The organism is Clostridium disporicum (genome assembly GCF_001405015.1).
Lineage (GTDB): Bacteria > Bacillota > Clostridia > Clostridiales > Clostridiaceae > Clostridium > Clostridium disporicum_B.
The window spans coordinates 59,432-75,621 of the sequence record NZ_CYZX01000017.1 but is presented as its reverse complement, the minus strand read 5'-3'; the positions used below and the strand labels follow the sequence as shown (position 1 = coordinate 75,621).

Annotated in this window: 14 protein-coding genes, 1 pseudogene and 1 other annotated feature; of the genes and pseudogenes, 3 read left to right on the top strand and 12 right to left on the bottom strand. The window is 27.5% G+C overall.

Features of this window, described 5'->3' with window-relative positions:
* Window positions 1-139: 139 nt before the first annotated feature.
* From ARA56_RS11880 to ARA56_RS11870, 3 genes and pseudogenes are all read right to left on the bottom strand, one after another.
* Window positions 140-418, bottom strand: a pseudogene (locus tag ARA56_RS11880) (alpha-hydroxy-acid oxidizing protein); the annotation flags it as partial.
* Between the two features lie 238 nt (window positions 419-656).
* Window positions 657-2,645, bottom strand: a complete 1,989-nt coding sequence (locus tag ARA56_RS11875; RefSeq protein ID WP_207642910.1) for a sensor histidine kinase — start codon at window positions 2,643-2,645, stop codon at window positions 657-659.
* 506 nt (window positions 2,646-3,151) lie between these two features.
* Window positions 3,152-3,943, bottom strand: coding sequence for a TIGR00266 family protein (locus tag ARA56_RS11870; protein WP_055266952.1), 792 nt, complete (start codon window positions 3,941-3,943; stop codon window positions 3,152-3,154).
* 282 nt (window positions 3,944-4,225) lie between these two features.
* On the opposite strand from ARA56_RS11870, the gene ARA56_RS11865 reads away from it, so the two are divergent.
* Complete coding sequence (locus tag ARA56_RS11865) at window positions 4,226-4,807, top strand: hypothetical protein (RefSeq protein ID WP_055266950.1); 582 nt, start codon at window positions 4,226-4,228, stop codon at window positions 4,805-4,807.
* 208 nt (window positions 4,808-5,015) lie between these two features.
* Window positions 5,016-6,122 carry a DEAD/DEAH box helicase gene (locus tag ARA56_RS11860; RefSeq protein ID WP_055266948.1) on the top strand — a complete coding sequence of 369 codons (1,107 nt, stop codon included), beginning with the start codon at window positions 5,016-5,018 and terminating at the stop codon, window positions 6,120-6,122.
* A 133-nt stretch (window positions 6,123-6,255) separates the two neighbouring features.
* Here ARA56_RS11860 and ARA56_RS11855 read toward each other — a convergent pair whose 3' ends face one another.
* Window positions 6,256-6,849, bottom strand: a complete 594-nt coding sequence (locus ARA56_RS11855; protein WP_055266946.1) for a nitroreductase family protein — start codon at window positions 6,847-6,849, stop codon at window positions 6,256-6,258.
* Window positions 6,850-7,018: 169 nt separating this feature from the next.
* Between ARA56_RS11855 and ARA56_RS11850 the strand changes: the two genes are divergently transcribed.
* Window positions 7,019-7,345, top strand: a complete 327-nt coding sequence (locus ARA56_RS11850; RefSeq protein WP_055266944.1) for a winged helix-turn-helix transcriptional regulator — start codon at window positions 7,019-7,021, stop codon at window positions 7,343-7,345.
* 123 nt (window positions 7,346-7,468) lie between these two features.
* On the opposite strand, the gene ARA56_RS11845 is transcribed toward ARA56_RS11850, so the two are convergent.
* The 8 genes from ARA56_RS11845 to ARA56_RS11810 all read right to left on the bottom strand — a co-directional run bounded on the left by ARA56_RS11845 (window position 7,469) and on the right by ARA56_RS11810 (window position 16,177).
* The gene (locus tag ARA56_RS11845) at window positions 7,469-9,436 is read right to left on the bottom strand and encodes a class I tRNA ligase family protein (RefSeq protein ID WP_055266942.1); all 1,968 of its coding nucleotides are present in this window, start codon (window positions 9,434-9,436) and stop codon (window positions 7,469-7,471) included.
* Window positions 9,437-9,526: 90 nt separating this feature from the next.
* Window positions 9,527-9,797, bottom strand: a binding site (T-box leader).
* A 102-nt stretch (window positions 9,798-9,899) separates the two neighbouring features.
* Window positions 9,900-10,196, bottom strand: coding sequence for a YciI family protein (locus ARA56_RS11840; protein ID WP_055266940.1), 297 nt, complete (start codon window positions 10,194-10,196; stop codon window positions 9,900-9,902).
* A 20-nt stretch (window positions 10,197-10,216) separates the two neighbouring features.
* Window positions 10,217-10,480: a hypothetical protein gene (locus tag ARA56_RS11835; protein WP_242855947.1), complete on the bottom strand. Its 264-nt coding sequence runs from the start codon at window positions 10,478-10,480 to the stop codon at window positions 10,217-10,219.
* Between the two features lie 9 nt (window positions 10,481-10,489).
* The gene (locus ARA56_RS11830; RefSeq protein ID WP_055266938.1) at window positions 10,490-11,746 is read right to left on the bottom strand and encodes a Y-family DNA polymerase; all 1,257 of its coding nucleotides are present in this window, start codon (window positions 11,744-11,746) and stop codon (window positions 10,490-10,492) included.
* A 258-nt stretch (window positions 11,747-12,004) separates the two neighbouring features.
* Window positions 12,005-13,153 (bottom strand): ABC transporter permease, encoded by a 1,149-nt coding sequence (locus tag ARA56_RS11825; RefSeq protein WP_055266936.1) that lies wholly within the window; start codon window positions 13,151-13,153, stop codon window positions 12,005-12,007.
* Complete coding sequence (locus tag ARA56_RS11820) at window positions 13,128-14,273, bottom strand: ABC transporter permease (protein ID WP_055266934.1); 1,146 nt, start codon at window positions 14,271-14,273, stop codon at window positions 13,128-13,130. Before ARA56_RS11820 ends, ARA56_RS11825 begins: the two co-directional genes overlap by 26 nt.
* Window positions 14,274-14,281: 8 nt before the next feature.
* The gene (locus tag ARA56_RS11815) at window positions 14,282-15,217 is read right to left on the bottom strand and encodes an ABC transporter ATP-binding protein (RefSeq protein ID WP_055266932.1); all 936 of its coding nucleotides are present in this window, start codon (window positions 15,215-15,217) and stop codon (window positions 14,282-14,284) included.
* 456 nt (window positions 15,218-15,673) lie between these two features.
* Window positions 15,674-16,177 carry a GNAT family N-acetyltransferase gene (locus ARA56_RS11810; RefSeq protein ID WP_055266930.1) on the bottom strand — a complete coding sequence of 168 codons (504 nt, stop codon included), beginning with the start codon at window positions 16,175-16,177 and terminating at the stop codon, window positions 15,674-15,676.
* Between the last annotated feature and the right edge of the window lie 13 nt (window positions 16,178-16,190).

Here is a 16,190-nt window from a genome sequence, read left to right as displayed (position 1 = left end):
TTTTTAAATATATTGAAGGTTGGTATAACAGAAAAAGGCTACACTCTTCTATTAATTACATGACTCCAGATCAATGTGAATTATTAGCTAGAAGTGCAGCATAAAAAAGTTTGACTTTTTGTGTCCAAAATATTGACATAAGACCAACTGCTCCTACAGGTCCAGCAAAGAAAGGATATTTAAAAGTTTGTCCAAACAACTCTATACTCATATCAACTTTTTTATTTTCAGTTAAAGTATCCATATTAACACGAATTTCTTTCCATTTATCATAATTTCTTATAGCTGTATCACCAACACCTTTAGCCCCTGGCCCTGGTATTTGGTTCTTACACACTTTCCCATTACATTCATTACAAGCTTTACAATACTCACCTATACAATCTCTTGCATTTTTTAATACTTCTTGATAATCCATAATAATAACACCTTTTCCTTATATTTATACTAAGTAATAATATATAATTATATCTTATTACTTAATTAACATAAAGTACTATTGATTAGTTAAAAATATTAACGTATCTTTATTTAAATTATTAATATCAAACATAAAACCTATTGCTTCAATAAAGCTATATCCAACACTTATAAAAATAAAAACCCTCAAGAGGTATTTTTTAAATTTCTTGAGGATTTAACTATTAATATTACTTTTATTTATTTAACAATTCGTAGATATCTGATAATTCTAATTCAGTATTGTTTATATCATTATCATATAAATTCATCTCTGTATTATTTAAAAGTTCATTCGGTAACAATACTGTAAAAGTACTACCTTTATTTACTGTACTGTCTACAAATACTTGTCCACCATGAAGATTTACTAGTGCTTTTACTATACTAAGCCCAATCCCACAGCCCTCATTCATACGATTAAATGACTTATCAACTTGAACAAATCTATCAAATATAAATTCTTTACTCTCATCAGAGATTCCTATTCCTTCATCCTTAATGTCTATTCTAACAAATTTTTCTTCTACTAATACATTAACATATATACTTTTATTTTCCTTAGAAAATTTAATTGCATTTGACAATAAATTAAGTATTGCTCTTTCAATCATAGAAGCATCACATTTAATTATATGTTCTTCCACATTAGTATCAAACTGCAGCACAATTGACTTAGATAACGCATAATTAACAACAGATAAAGTTACTTCTTCAATCAAAAACACTATATCATAATTTCTAAAATCAGCTTTTAAAATCCCCATATCTATCATTGATATATCCATTATATTGTTTATTAATCGTAACATTCTTTTGCAATTAATATGTAAACTCTTATTATATTTTTTATAAGTTGATTTAAAACTTATACACTCTTTATCTGCTGCACTATCTAATAATTGTACAGTTGAGTAAAAAATATTTAAAGGTGTTTTTAGTTCATGAGATATATTAGAGATAAAATCACTTTTTTCTTTATCATAAATCTTAAGTTTTTCTAATTCTAACTCTCTCTTTATTTCATCAGAAATATCCATATATGATACTGCTATTTCTTTATTATTTCTATACGTGCTAATTAATTGGACTGTACAATCAATTGTTTTATTTTCTTCTTTATTATTTATAATTCCTCTCCAAAGCCCAGTTTCATTTAAAGAATTTAATATTTCATTCCTTTTACCTGTTGCTTTCATTTTAGCTTTTAATAAATCATCAAGACAATTATTTTGTATATCGTTTGTTCCAAAATAAAATTCCTTAAGCTTTCTATTTGCATATATTACTTTACCATCTTCAGTACATATAAACATAAAACTATGCTTATTATTATCTGCTAACTTATAAAATACACTTAGATTGTCATTTAATATTTTAGTTCTACTTATGTACAAATACAATTCTATAAAGCTACCTACAATAACTATACAGAAACATATATATGTTATTGAAACAGACATTAATTTTACATAAAATGATGCAACTCTTATTCCATATATTGCGTATAGAGCCTTTAATGCAAGCACAAAAATACTTGAACTTAAAACTATGTATAAATATTCTTTTTCTTTTAGTCCTACTATAAATAACCTTACTGATACTACAATATATACTACCATTAAAAACATATTATATAATATGAAAAAATAATTGCTATAGTATATACTAACGCTATTATAATTATATTCTAAAAAACCAAATACTATTGTGTACAGTACTACAAATATCATTGATTTCTTTTTATTATTAACTATTAAACTCCTTAGTTTAGATTTAGGAGAAATCGTAATAATAAGTAAAAGTATCCTTAATAAAGAAGTTGATACAACAATATAATTTGATATATTTATTTCTTCATGATAAAAAGTAAGATAATCTATATGTCCTAATGCTATACCTATAGCTAGTCCTAAGTACATTAACGATATAATAAATATGTTATCTTTTTTCACTCTATTATATGATATTAAACAACTTATAAATGCCAAAGCAGATAATATAATATTAAAAGTTTTAATAAACACCAATGTTGATTCTAAATATGTATAATCATTATTTCTATTAATAAAAATATTACCAATTAAAGAACTTAATATTAATATCATAATTACAGCTATATAGATAAAGAACTTAGTTTCTCTCTCTTCTAAATACTTATTTTTTAAACTTTGTTTTAAGATCACTCTTCATACACCCTACTTTTCCAAATACTACCCTAGACTCAATTTACTTATTTTTCTTTTTATTAAACAAATATCCATGTAATTTTCTATTATATTACACTCATTTGTAATGTCAAGTATTTTTTATACATTGATATAACATAAAATGACTAATTCCAACAATATCTATCCTATTTATATCTATTATAAATAAATCAGTTACTTTTCCTACTGAAATTTCTCTAATATCATTTCATCCTAAAACCTTTGGTGTTTTATAATCAGCACTGAATTATTTCTAGTTTATAGTCTATACAATAAATAGTATACTCTTAGCTCATCTAAAAGATTGGAACCATCATTACTATATATTTCATCTACTGCTAGTAATGATGGTATATTTAATTTAATAATATAAGGATTTATCAAGTTCAAAATGTACTTAAACATTTAATGAACTTTATGTCACTATGAATTCTTTTACTTTTTGTTAATTTCTTTGTTCTTTTATATATTTATAGCTTCCTCTAATTCTCAAATAAATTGCTTATTCCTCCAAGAATACTTCCTTCATCTTTTGATCTACCAGCTAATTGTGGAGCTGCTGATATAACTCTATCTGCAAGTTTGCTAAATGGTAAACTTTGAATCCATACATCCCCTGGCCCTGTTAATGTAGCAAAGAATAATCCCTCCCCGCCAAAAACAGTATTCTTAAGTCCTCCTACAAATTGAATATCATAACTTACATTTTTAGTCATAGCAACTAAACATCCAGTATCTATTTTTAATATCTGTCCTGGTATCAACGTTTTTCTAACTATAGTTCCTCCACCATGTATAAAAGCTAATCCATCCCCCTCAAGTTTTTGAAGTATAAAACCTTCGCCTCCAAAGAATCCTGCTCCTAATCTTTTAGTGAAGGCAATTCCTAAACTAATTCCCTTTGCACAACATAAAAATGCATCTTTCTGACAAATTAATGCTCCGCCTAAAGCTTTTAAGTCCATTGGTAATATCTTTCCAGGATAAGGTGCAGCAAAAGCAACACTTTCTCTTTCATATCCCTGGTTTGTAAATGCTGTCATAAATAAACTTTCTCCAGTTATTACTCTTTTTGCAGCTCCTCCTAGCTTACCAAAAAGTCCACCATTTTTACTCTTTTCACTACCATCTCCAAATATAGTCTCCATAGTAATACTATTATCCATCATCATCATAGCCCCTGCTTCAGCTACTACTGTTTCTCTTGGATCTAAAACTATTTCTACAAACTGCATCTCATTACCGTGAATTTTATAATCAATATCATGTACCATTTAACTACTCCTTAAAAACAATTATTTACTGTAAATTCATATATCTATTTATATTCTACACATACCACCTTTACCCCTTTATCTGATTATTTATCGCATCTAAATATATATTAAAACTTTATTTATTTTAGAAAAAACTCAAATCAATTAATAATATATTACCTTGAATTTATCAAAAAAATACTTTTCTTTACACATTTTCGACATTCTTTCATAGAATGAATTATAAATATCTTTAACAGATAAATTATTTTTTATATTTTAACTTAGGAGGAAATTAATATGGTTGATTATAGTAATATTTTAGATGATGATTGTTGTGGTTGTTCAGATTTCTCTGACTTTTCATCTTATGACAACTTTGACGATGAGTGTAACAGGTGTGAAGATATATTAAATACTAACTTTGCTAGCGATTGTACTAACAATTCTAATTTTGATGTTGATTTAAGAACTGAACTAATCATAAAAGAATCACCACAAACTATTTGTAATGTTTTACAAGAACTTTGTAATCAAAAAATTAAAATTGATGGTTTTGAAATTCAAGCAATATGTGATCACTGTTCAGTATTTAGATTTGTTGTTGGTTCTGATAATTGTCAAAAACTTACAGATATTCAAGTTGCTAAATCTATATTATCAACCCTTGATATTAGCTATCTAGACGACGCAATTTTCAAGGTAACTTCAACAAGGAATTCAAGAGTAAATCTAGCAAATCTTTATTGTGCATTACAAAGAAATGCACAAGTAAATGCCGCATACCCATCAACAACTAATGGTTTATATTTTCAAGCTACCCCAATCGATGAAGCACTTAACACTTTAAAAGTTTCAAATTGTGCTAAATGTACAAGATAACTAATTATATTAAATTATAAGGTTATTATTAAATTAAAGAAAGAAGCTAAACATATTAGTTTCTTTCTTTAATTTTTTCAGTAACTAGTGAATAATGTCATAAATAAATTTTTTTATTGCGGATTAATAAATAATCTATCTTTACATATATTTTACGTTAATATGTTATAATGATATGAAACTTAAGAAAAACGGAAGGTATAATAATATGAACTTTAAAGATTTAGGAATTAGTAACGATATAGAAAATATATTAAAGAAATCTGGAATTAAAACTCCAACACCAATTCAACAGGATAGTATAATACATATTTTAAATAAAAAAGATGTTATAGCTGAAGCTCAAACAGGTACTGGAAAGACCTTAGCCTTTTTATTACCTATATTTGAAAATATATCATTAACTTCTAATGGCATTCAAGCTTTAATAATCTCTCCTACAAGAGAACTTGCAATTCAAATAACTGAAGAGGCAAATAAATTAAGTCTTGCTAAGGATATAGGTGTTTTATCTATGTATGGTGGTAAAGATATTGGGTCCCAAATGAAAAAGTTAAAAGGAAATATAAGGCTTATAATTGCAACTCCTGGAAGACTTTTAGATCATCTTAAAAGAAAAACTGTAAATTTAAGTACTTTAAAAACTATAGTATTAGATGAAGCTGACCAAATACTTTTAATGGGATTTAGAAATGAAATTGATACTATAATGAAAGAAACTCCTAAAAAGAAGCAAACTTTATGCTTCTCTGCTACTATGAATGCTTCTGTAAAAAAACTTGCTTATAGATATATGCAAGACCCTGTACTTGTAACTGTAAAAAAGGAGGAAGTAACTTTAACTAATATTAAACAAGAAGTTGTTGAAACAATTGATAGAGAAAAAAGAGAAACTTTATGCAAAGTTTTAGATCAAGATAATCCTTTTATGGCCATAATATTCTGCAGAACAAAAAGAAGAGCTGATGAGCTTGAAATTGTTATGCATAGACGTGGATATAACTGCAAGGTAATTCATAGCGATATCCAACAATCTAAAAGAGAAAGAATAATGAAATCTTTTAAAAATGCTGATATACAATATTTAATTGCAACTGATGTAGCCTCTCGTGGATTAGATATTAGTGGGGCTAGTCATATTTATAATTATGATATTCCTGAATCTGTTGAAACTTATATTCATCGTATTGGTAGGACCGGAAGAGCTGGAAATGAAGGTTATACATGTCTATTTGTAGATCCTAAGGATTCTAAAATGCTTTCACAAATTGAAAATGAAATTAAGCTTAGAATTCCTAGAAGAACTTTAGAATAGTTATTATCTAATAACTGAAAATTATAGCCTATTTTTAAAAATAATAGACAGCTTGTGTTAGTAATAACTTCGTTTATTATAATTAAAGGAGAGTAACTAAAATATAACTTTGTTACTCTCTTTTTAAATTTTCTTATTTATTTAAGATTTTCTTTATTCTCCCTTCTTTTCTCTCCTTCCCCTGTGGTAATTCACACTCATAATATCCAAGAGCAATATGATATGTTGGAATATATCCCTCTTCTACTCCCCACTCTTTCAGAATATCATTCCCATACTCACCCTCAAAAGTTTTATCAGCTCGTCCAACCATACAAGATCCAATTCCTAATGAATGTGCTGATATCATAATATTTTGTGCTACAACAGCACAGTCAGCATATGTGTATAGATAGTTATTAGGTGCGAATAATGTTATAACTGTTGGTGCTCCATAAAAAGCACTTTTTATATTTCTATCATCTGCAATACTAGGTTGGTCTTTAGATACTCCTAATTTTGCATTCTTCGGAACACTTTCATAAAAAGCTCCACGATTAATCTTTCCAAGTCTTTCATTAACTTCTTCATTTTGTGATACTACAACTAATGCCGATTGTCTCCCACCTGCATTAGGAGCATAAATACCAGCTTCTAAAATTTCGTCTAGTCTATCTTCTTCTATTTGCTTCTTTAAATATTTACGAATTGAACGTCTTTCCTTTATACATTTAATTACTTCATTCACTTTTATCTTCTCCCTATATTTAAATCATAAATTCATTAATAGTTGCATGCATTCTTAACTGTCATTATAATATCATTAGGTGTAAAAGCTTGGAAAGTAGGCACTTTTATGTTCGCTACGCACCTTTTGGTATGAATTGATATTTTACTTACTTTGGAGGAAAAATTTTATGAAGACAAAAAAAGAACTACCCCTTTGTCCAGTTGCAACAACTGTTAGACTTATAGATAGTAAATGGAAGCTATTAATATTAAGAGATCTTTTAGCTGATACTAGACGATATAGTGATTTTCAAAAAAGTATACCAGAAATTAGCCAAAAAGTATTAACTCAATCTTTAAAGTCTATGGTTGAAGATGGTATTGTAATCAGAACTGCATATCCTGAAGTACCCCCTAGAGTTGAATATAGTTTAAGTGCTCTTGGAAACTCATTAAGACCTGTTATTAATGTAATGGAAGCTTGGGGAAAAAACTATCAAGCTAATTATAAATAACTTTCTTTATTAGATACTGTTGATATATTATACTTAATATTTATCTGTGTAAGTATAACATATCAACACTTTACTCTAATGGAAATTAACAGAAAAATATATTAACATTCTAAAACATAATTTTTAATATTGATAATCCATTTTCTTAAAGAAATCTACTTTTGGTTCTAGGAATTTAAATTTGTGATTTTCACTATCTTTAAAATAGAAATTAATAGGTTCAAATATATTATCCCAATTCCATATTTCATCACCAATATTTAGATAATCCTTAAACATTTCACATCCTTCTGGAGCTATTGGATGTATTAGCATAGCTATAACTTTACAAGCATAGAAGCAATCTGAAACTACTTGTCTTTTTAATTCATCATTTTTTATATTGTTAGTCCAATACTTATTTATTTCTCTTATATATTCGTCTAAAACATATGCTATTCTATGAAAATCTTGATTGTACATATGTCTTTCGTATTCAAAAACTGCCTTCTCTGTTATTTCTTTTATTTTTATACTTACTTCTTCAGTAGGTATATCTTCATTTAAGCTTTGCAATGTATAGAAGCATGAACGAATAAGTCTATTAAATACGTTTGTTAAAAGGTTTCCTTCTTTTAATACTGGATCCGTTCCTACTTTTTCCTCTTCCTTCATATAAACTTGTGGTTTAAATCCAACACTCTTTGATGATAAGCCTAAACTCATAAAGTGCATACGTAATTGATCTTTAGTATAATATTTTAATAATTCATCTGCCATTGGAGGCTTTATTTCCGAACTACTACTTGCTTTTTTATCCATAAATAAAATATGCTTATTAGCAACTATATGTGGTAGATTTACTTTAGTAACATCCACACTTTCTCCTTTGGCTATTTTTAAACCTATAAACATTGCCATTTCTGCAATAGAGTAAAAATAAATATTATCTTCACCTATAAATTGATAAACCATTGAATCATCTGATTCCCACCAATTACGCCATTCTTCTGCATCCTTACCTTTTGATTCTAAGTAAGTTTTTAAAAATGATATTGGCGCCCATAAAGATTCAGGCCACACCCAGAATGTTAAATTCTTTAAATCATCTCTATCTGGAACCTTTACTCCCCATGAAATATTCCCTGATAATCTAAAAGGTACTAAAGTCTTACCACTAGTGTAGTTAATACTTAAACTTTCCAATACTTCCTTAGCTCTATCTCTATCTTCTAAATGTTCAAAAACAAAAGTTATTGATGACTTTTTCTCTTCATCAATAGTTTCATGATTTGGGAATTTAGCTTCCAGTTCGGCTAAATTGTCAATATATTTTCTAGGAACATAAATCACTGGTTTCTTTAAAAATTCTTCTATAGCTTTTATTTCATATTTTCTTCTATTAGTATTTTTCTTTAAAAACTCATTAAGCTCTTGCATAACATCCATTGAATCATCTAAAGTAAAATACCAATTATCTACACTTTTTAGTACTGGTTTTTTACCTGACAACGTGCTAATTGGATTAATTAATTCCGATGCCATATATTGATGTCCTAATGAACATTCTTCCGCATAGGCTTTATCAGAGTTACACCCAGCAATTGGACATTTACCAACTACTTGTCTTCCATTAAGAAAAGTTTTCTTTTCTTCATCATAAAATTGCAATGCTGACATCTTTTTTATATATCCATTCTCAAATAAAGTGTTAAAGATATATTCTGATACTTCCTCATGAATTTCTCCTGTTCTTCCAAGAGCCGAAGCACCAAAAATATTTAGACTAATATTGTAGTCTTCTAAGGTTTTCTTTTGACTTAAATGATTTCCTCTAACATAATCTTCTATAGTATTTTCGTAGCCTTCTTCTTTTAATTTTCTATAGCTTTCAAGAATTGGAGAACCATAGCAATCTGTACCTGATATAAAGATTACATTTTCTTTTCCTATTCTATCTCTTAAAAATCTTGCAAATATGTCTGCATGGACAAACATTCCTCCTACATGACCAAAATGAAGATTTTTATTTCCATATGGCATTCCAGCAGTAATAACAGCTTTTTTAGGAAATATTGGTCTTTCATTTCTATCTAATCTTTTACTTATCATAATAATCTCTCCTTTAAGATTTCTAAATTTTATAAGTTATTCGAGTATAGTATTTTTAACGTCAAAAAAGCCCCTGTAGAACGTAAATTCCACAGGGGCGAAAGTTCAATTTCGCGGTACCACCCTTTATTCTTAAAATGTCACCATTTTAATCTCATCAAGTACACCATCTTCCTAAAAGGTCAAATCATACTCTAGTTCTGTAACGTGAACAAACGTCATATTATCACTTATAAACAATTTTATAAGATCCCATATGCAGCTCCAAGCCTTGTTTCATTATGATTTCATAATTTCCTTCCACCAAACGGAAACTCTCTGTATATTACTTCATAACTACTCTTCTCTTCATAGCCTTTATTTGTCATAATTATATAACTTTAAATATTACCTGTCAATTATATACATTAATAATTTTGAAACTTCTTATTTCTAATTAATATATATGTTTATAGTTTTTTAATTATTTATTAAACCAGTCATTAGGAGATTGATTAAAATAATGTGGCGAAAACTCTACTATCTTGTACTCCTGTATTCCATTAACTTTTAATGGTTCATTACATAAATAGTTATCTACTTTTTCAATAGACTCTGATTTCATAATAAATAATCCACCACTCATATCTTCTTTAAGACCGGACATTAATATTAATCCTTCATTCATTGCTTTTTGTGAATACTCCATATGTTTTTTCATAATATTATCATTCATTAAATCCGCATTTATTATTGTTCCCTCTACTATAAAATATCTCATTTTTTCATAACCTCCTTTAATTAACTTAGTAATAGCCATCTACAATTTATTAAATCATATTTTATATTATAGATATATTCTGTATCATCAACAATACTGGTACAAGTAAATTTCCACATAAGATTTCCTGCTAATTTTTCAAAACTTCTATTCAAAACATTATTTATACAGATTACCTTAGTCCCTTCATTCTCTTCTTCGTATTTAAACTTTATAGGATTTATCTTACCGTTTTCGTCAAACCAAGCTATCATCTGTATAGTTTTTGCTAATCCTTTCACCATAATCATCTCCTATAATATACTTCCCATCATAGGGTAATCGTCTTCTCCATTACCTCCACTTAAAGGTTTTATATCCGAACTAATAAATACAGACCTAAATACTGCTTTATCTCCAAATCGCTCTCTTATGTTATCTATAGCCCTATCTAAAGATCTTTTCTTATCTATATTTTTATCATCAAAAAATGTTCTTTGATAAAATTCATTGCTACATAAATTACTAAAGCGTACCCCTAATTGCCTAATAGGTTGATTATTCCACATTTCATCAAAAACACTAGTAACTTGATGAAATATTTCTTCTGTTGAATCTGTAATATTATTCAAAGTTCTTTGATGTGAAAACTTAAAAAATCCATTAGTTTTTATTGATACTGCAATTAAACTACACATACTATTATTTTTTCTTAATCTCATAGATGCTGTTTCTGTTAATGATAATAATATTTTCAATGCTTCTTCTCTTGTATATATATCTTTACTAGTAGTAGTTGAATTACCTATCCCCTTAACTTCCATATAATTACTAGCTCTAACCTCTGAATTTTCAATGCCATTGGCATAATTATGAATTACACTTGCATAGCTTTTAAAAATAGGTTTAAGAAACTCTAGATTATATTGAGCAAGCTCTCCTATTGTATTAATATTCAACTTAAGTAACTTGGCTTCTGTAACTTTTCCAACCATAAACAAATCCCGTATATTTAGTGGCCACATTTTATCCTTAATCTCATTTTTAAAAAGGGTGTGAACAGAGTCCTTTTCTTTAAAGTCACTAGCCATTTTAGCAAGTAATTTATTATGGCTAATACCTATATTTACTGCAAATCCTAACTCTTCCTTTATCCTAAGTTTTATTTCATAAGCTTTTTCCATATACTTATCTTTAAAATGACTCACATCCATAAATACTTCATCTACTGAATATCTTTGTATTACTGGGGTATATTCCTTTAACAGCTCAACCATAGCATTGCTACACCTCATATACAAATTATAATCTGGGGGATATATCTTTAAGTTAGGACATTTTTTTAAAGATTCTGCTATTGATTCTCCTGTTTGAATATTATACTTTTTAGCTGGTATTGATTTTGCCAACACTATTCCATGCCTATTTTCTCCATCTCCACCAATAATAGAAGGTATAGTTCTAATATCTATATCATTTTCGCCATACTGCAATTGTTTAACTGCAGTCCAAGATAAGTATGCAGAATTAACATCAATATGAAATATTATTCTCTCTGGACAAGAATCCATTTATACCACTCCCTTAATAAATAAATGCTACTTTTAATTATAAAGAACATATGTTCTGTTGTAAAGATTTTTTCATTTATTTTTTCAAAAATTATATTTTTATCTAATTAAAACCTAGTATCGGTATTTTTATCCAACAAAAAAGTCACAGATTCCCCTGTGACTTTTAATAAAAAAATTCCTATTAGGATCTTTAGATGGATTTAGATTTATATACATATATTCATTTAAATTTGTTAAACATAAAGTATTTAATATTTAAATTATAGAAAACTCTTTTTCTGATTTTGTTGTTTTGTATGAACCAATAACAAAGAAAACTACTGCAAATAATATAATAATGAATATATGTGGTACTATATCCTTAAATCCTAATCCTAATTGTAAATCACTTATTGCTTCCATTGCCCATCTAGTTGGTGTCAAATATGAAATATTATTTACCAACTTTGGCATTATATCTAATGGTACGAAACATCCTCCAACAATTATTAGAATAATATTTAAAAAATTAAAAATCATATTAAACTCACTATAGGTATTACAAAAAGCTCTAATACATATAGCTAGTGATACTGACACTAGCCCAACAACACCCATTATTAGCAATAGCATTCCACTACTAACACCAATGTTAGTACCTAAAATCTTCATTCCTAGTATTCCTATAATAGCTTGTATAAAAACTACTAAATAGTTGCTTAAAAGGTCAGCTAAATAGTACTGATATGATTCCACTGGTGCCATAAAAAGTCTATTAAATACATTTTCATCTTTTTCTTCATAATAATGTAATGATCCACTACTTCCTCTAAGTAACATAAAGAATATAATAAAACCAACAAATATACTTGATTTTAAGTAATCTTCTCTCAAATCTGAAAGTGGTTTTCTCTCAATTTTAACTTCTCCGTCATTTTTATAACTATCTAAAACCTCTATATACTCTTGTTTACTTTCACATACATTAGCTAAATTTCTAATATTTACAACTTCAGGGTACAGCATGTCACTAATAATATCTTTAATATCAACATCATTCTCAGTAGTTGTTATTAAAATCTTATCTTCATTTCCAGTAAATAATGCTTCTTCATATCCTTCTTTAAAAGATATAACACCGAATATAGTTCTTTCTGCTAACTTATTATTTATATCATTTTCATCCATATTTATAACATTAATAAAATTTGTGTCTTGTAAAAATTCTACTAAAGCTTCTGTAGTCTTTGTATTATCATTATCTACTATCCCAATATTCAAAGAATTTCCACCACCAAAGCTAAGTATTTTACCCATAAGCAATAAAATTAGAATAGGAGCTACTAAGGTTAAAATAAAATTAACCTTTTTCTTTACTACTGAAATATATAAATTATTCTTAAATAGAATCCATACATTTGCCATCAATAAAATCTTCCTTTCCAAGTATATAGTATATTAATGCTAATAATATTATTGTTGCTAAAGAACCTATAATAACCCATGTAATTAACATAGAGCTGTCACCGTTATAGATATATCTAAATAGTCCATTATTAAACCATCTTAATGGTGATATCTTTGTAACAATATTGAATAGAACATTTACATCATCACCTAAAGCTATATATCCTCCCCCTAAGAAACATAAAATTGGAATTACTACTGAAGATCCTATTATTTCACCTCTATCTTCATCCTTTAGTACTATTGATAAAAACATACCTAAAGATATCACTAACGTAATAAAAGGTAATGCTGCAATAGGAAGGATTAAAATATTATTTCCATAGTTAATGCCTAAGATAAATTTAGATATTAGATATGCTAGCGTAGTAGTTGAAAATGCAAATACAGAATAACCTATAAAAGATGCAAAATAATATTTTCTATTTGAAATTCCAGAAAGTAAAATCCTGTCCTTTATATTTCTTTTTCTTTCTTCCTTCATATAATAAATTGGCATTGAAAAGTAATAAAATATCATAAGCCCAATCTCTGCCACACCATAATAATCCATTGATGATGGTGACTTAGTACTTGCTATAGTTTCTACATCTAAAATTCCATTTTTTTCTATAGGAGTTATTGTAAAATCTCTTTGTGGATTAACATTATACATCTCTAAAGTGGCATTTAAACCATTGCTTATCCCCTTCAACATTCCATATACTATAGATGAATTAGTAATATACTTATCGTTAGAATATATCTCTATTATTCCTTTATTTAAATAGAGAAACACTGCTTTTTCAATTCTAACTCTTTGTTTAGCTTCTTCTATTGAAGTTGCTTCTTTAAATTCTATTTCTAACCCCGAATCTATTTTCTTAAAAGCCTTTAATACTTCTTTTGAATAATCGTCTCCATTATCAATATATAAGACATCTAATTTATCTAAAGATGTATCTCTACCTGTTTCAAAATCATTTGAAAGAGTAAAACCTAGAACAAGAATTAAGAATACTGGAAAAACTATCTTAAAGAGTGTACTATTTTTCTTTCTTATTTGATTTAATATTATCCCTTTAATTATTGATATCATAACTCCTCCTAATCTCTTAAACTTCTACCTGTTAAAGTTAAAAATACAGTTTCAAGTGTTATTTCCTTAAAGCCTAAATCTAATATTTTTACATTTGAATCAGTTATACTTTTTATTAATATATCTAGGTTGTTTATTTCCTTTTGAGTATTTATTGTTAAACAGTTTTGGTCAATGATAATTTCTGATACACCTTTTATCTTTTTAATATTTTCTATTTCAAGCTTATAAACATCATCAACACGTATCTGTAAAGTTTTCTTATCACTTACCATAGACTTTAACTCATCAGTACTTCCTTCAACTATTATCTTTCCTTTATCTATAATTCCTATCTTGCTACAAAGATTCTCTGCTTCTTCCATATAGTGAGTAGTATAAATTATAGTAGTCCCATTTTTATTTAAAGTCTTTACAGCATTTAAAATATGATTTCTTGATTGAGGATCGATTCCTACAGTAGGTTCATCCATTATAATCAATTTTGGTTCATGAACTATCGCACAAGCTATATTTAATCTTCTGACCATTCCACCTGAAAAACTTTTTGCTTGGTCTTTAGCTACATCTAGTAATCCAACAAATTCTAGTGCTTTATTAACACTTTCCTTAAGCTTATTTCCTCTTAAACCATATAACTCTCCAAAAAATTTAACATTTTCATAAGCAGTAAAGTCTTTGTATACAGCAACATTTTGAGGAACTAGCCCAATCTTTTTCTTAACATCCATGTTATGCTCTTGCACATCTACCCCAAATATCTTTAAAGAACCAGAGTTTGGCTTTAATAAAGAGCAAAGCATGTTTATAATTGTACTTTTACCAGCCCCATTTGGCCCAAGTAGACCATATATTTCACCTTCATCTATAGATAAGTTAATATTATCAACAGCAATGTTATTACCATACTTCTTTACTAAATCCCTTATTTCAATAACCTTCATTTAAATACCCCCAAGTTTTATCTTATACCATCATTATAGGAAATATATAAAAATCAACCTACTATACAAAGTCATAAAGTGCATATGACAAAAGTCATATTTAATTGCTTCGCCTTTATATTAAGGGGATAAATTTTTATAAATACTATAAAAAAGGTTACCTGGAGTATTACTAATATGGATGGGAAAATAATATTAAATTTAACAATAGGCTTAGATTGCTATATAGCAGATGAAAATGATGGATTCGACTAGATAATTTGAGATGGTGATTTGACTCTAAATACGAAATCAAAACTCTTCGATATTATGTTGTTGAAGAGGGTATTATAATAATGAGATATTTAAAAAGAAATAAATAAACTAGTGCCAGTAGGTATATTTGTGCAAAAACAAAACACCTACTGGCACCTATTCAATATCTCTTAATTTAATAATAAAATTATACATGTTCATTTATACTTTTATCTCAAAGCCATATTCACTTAACACAAAATCATCAATTCTTTCTTCATAGATTCCATCAACTTGCTTAAAGCCATTCTTTAAATAAAAATTTATTGCAGGTTTATTTATATCCACAACAAAAAGCCGTATATATTTAGCACTGCTATCTCTTGCAATGGCAATTGCTTTATTAATCATTACGCTGCCAATTCCTTTTCTTAAATAATTGACATTAACTCCAAACCTATCAATATATAATGCTTTAGCATTTTTATTTCCCCATTTCATATACTCTTCTCCTAAATTTGAATTGCTTAAAGCAAAAGCTGAAACTATCTCATCGTTTTCCGTTAAAACATAAAGACGATTATTTACAATATCATCATAGAAAACCTCACATGGATAAATCTCATTCCAAATCTGTATGTTATTTTTATTCATGTTATCAATTATTTTTCCGTATACAACTTTGATTTTGGGTAAGTCATACATATTAGCTAATCTTAAATTCATCTGAATTCACCTC

Excerpts from the sequence above, each read along its gene's own strand:
- ARA56_RS11870 (WP_055266952.1), bottom strand. The coding sequence starts at position 3,943 with ATGGTACATGATATTGATTATAAAATTCACGGTAATGAGATGCAGTTT.
- ARA56_RS11865 (WP_055266950.1), top strand. The coding sequence starts at position 4,226 with ATGGTTGATTATAGTAATATTTTAGATGATGATTGTTGTGGTTGTTCA.
- ARA56_RS11860 (WP_055266948.1), top strand. The coding sequence starts at position 5,016 with ATGAACTTTAAAGATTTAGGAATTAGTAACGATATAGAAAATATATTA.
- ARA56_RS11850 (WP_055266944.1), top strand. The coding sequence starts at position 7,019 with ATGAAGACAAAAAAAGAACTACCCCTTTGTCCAGTTGCAACAACTGTT.
- ARA56_RS11845 (WP_055266942.1), bottom strand. The coding sequence starts at position 9,436 with ATGATAAGTAAAAGATTAGATAGAAATGAAAGACCAATATTTCCTAAA.
- ARA56_RS11840 (WP_055266940.1), bottom strand. The coding sequence starts at position 10,196 with ATGAGATATTTTATAGTAGAGGGAACAATAATAAATGCGGATTTAATG.
- ARA56_RS11835 (WP_242855947.1), bottom strand. The coding sequence starts at position 10,480 with ATGGTGAAAGGATTAGCAAAAACTATACAGATGATAGCTTGGTTTGAC.
- ARA56_RS11830 (WP_055266938.1), bottom strand. The coding sequence starts at position 11,746 with ATGGATTCTTGTCCAGAGAGAATAATATTTCATATTGATGTTAATTCT.
- ARA56_RS11825 (WP_055266936.1), bottom strand. The coding sequence starts at position 13,153 with ATGGCAAATGTATGGATTCTATTTAAGAATAATTTATATATTTCAGTA.
- ARA56_RS11820 (WP_055266934.1), bottom strand. The coding sequence starts at position 14,273 with ATGATATCAATAATTAAAGGGATAATATTAAATCAAATAAGAAAGAAA.
- ARA56_RS11815 (WP_055266932.1), bottom strand. The coding sequence starts at position 15,217 with ATGAAGGTTATTGAAATAAGGGATTTAGTAAAGAAGTATGGTAATAAC.
- ARA56_RS11810 (WP_055266930.1), bottom strand. The coding sequence starts at position 16,177 with ATGAATTTAAGATTAGCTAATATGTATGACTTACCCAAAATCAAAGTT.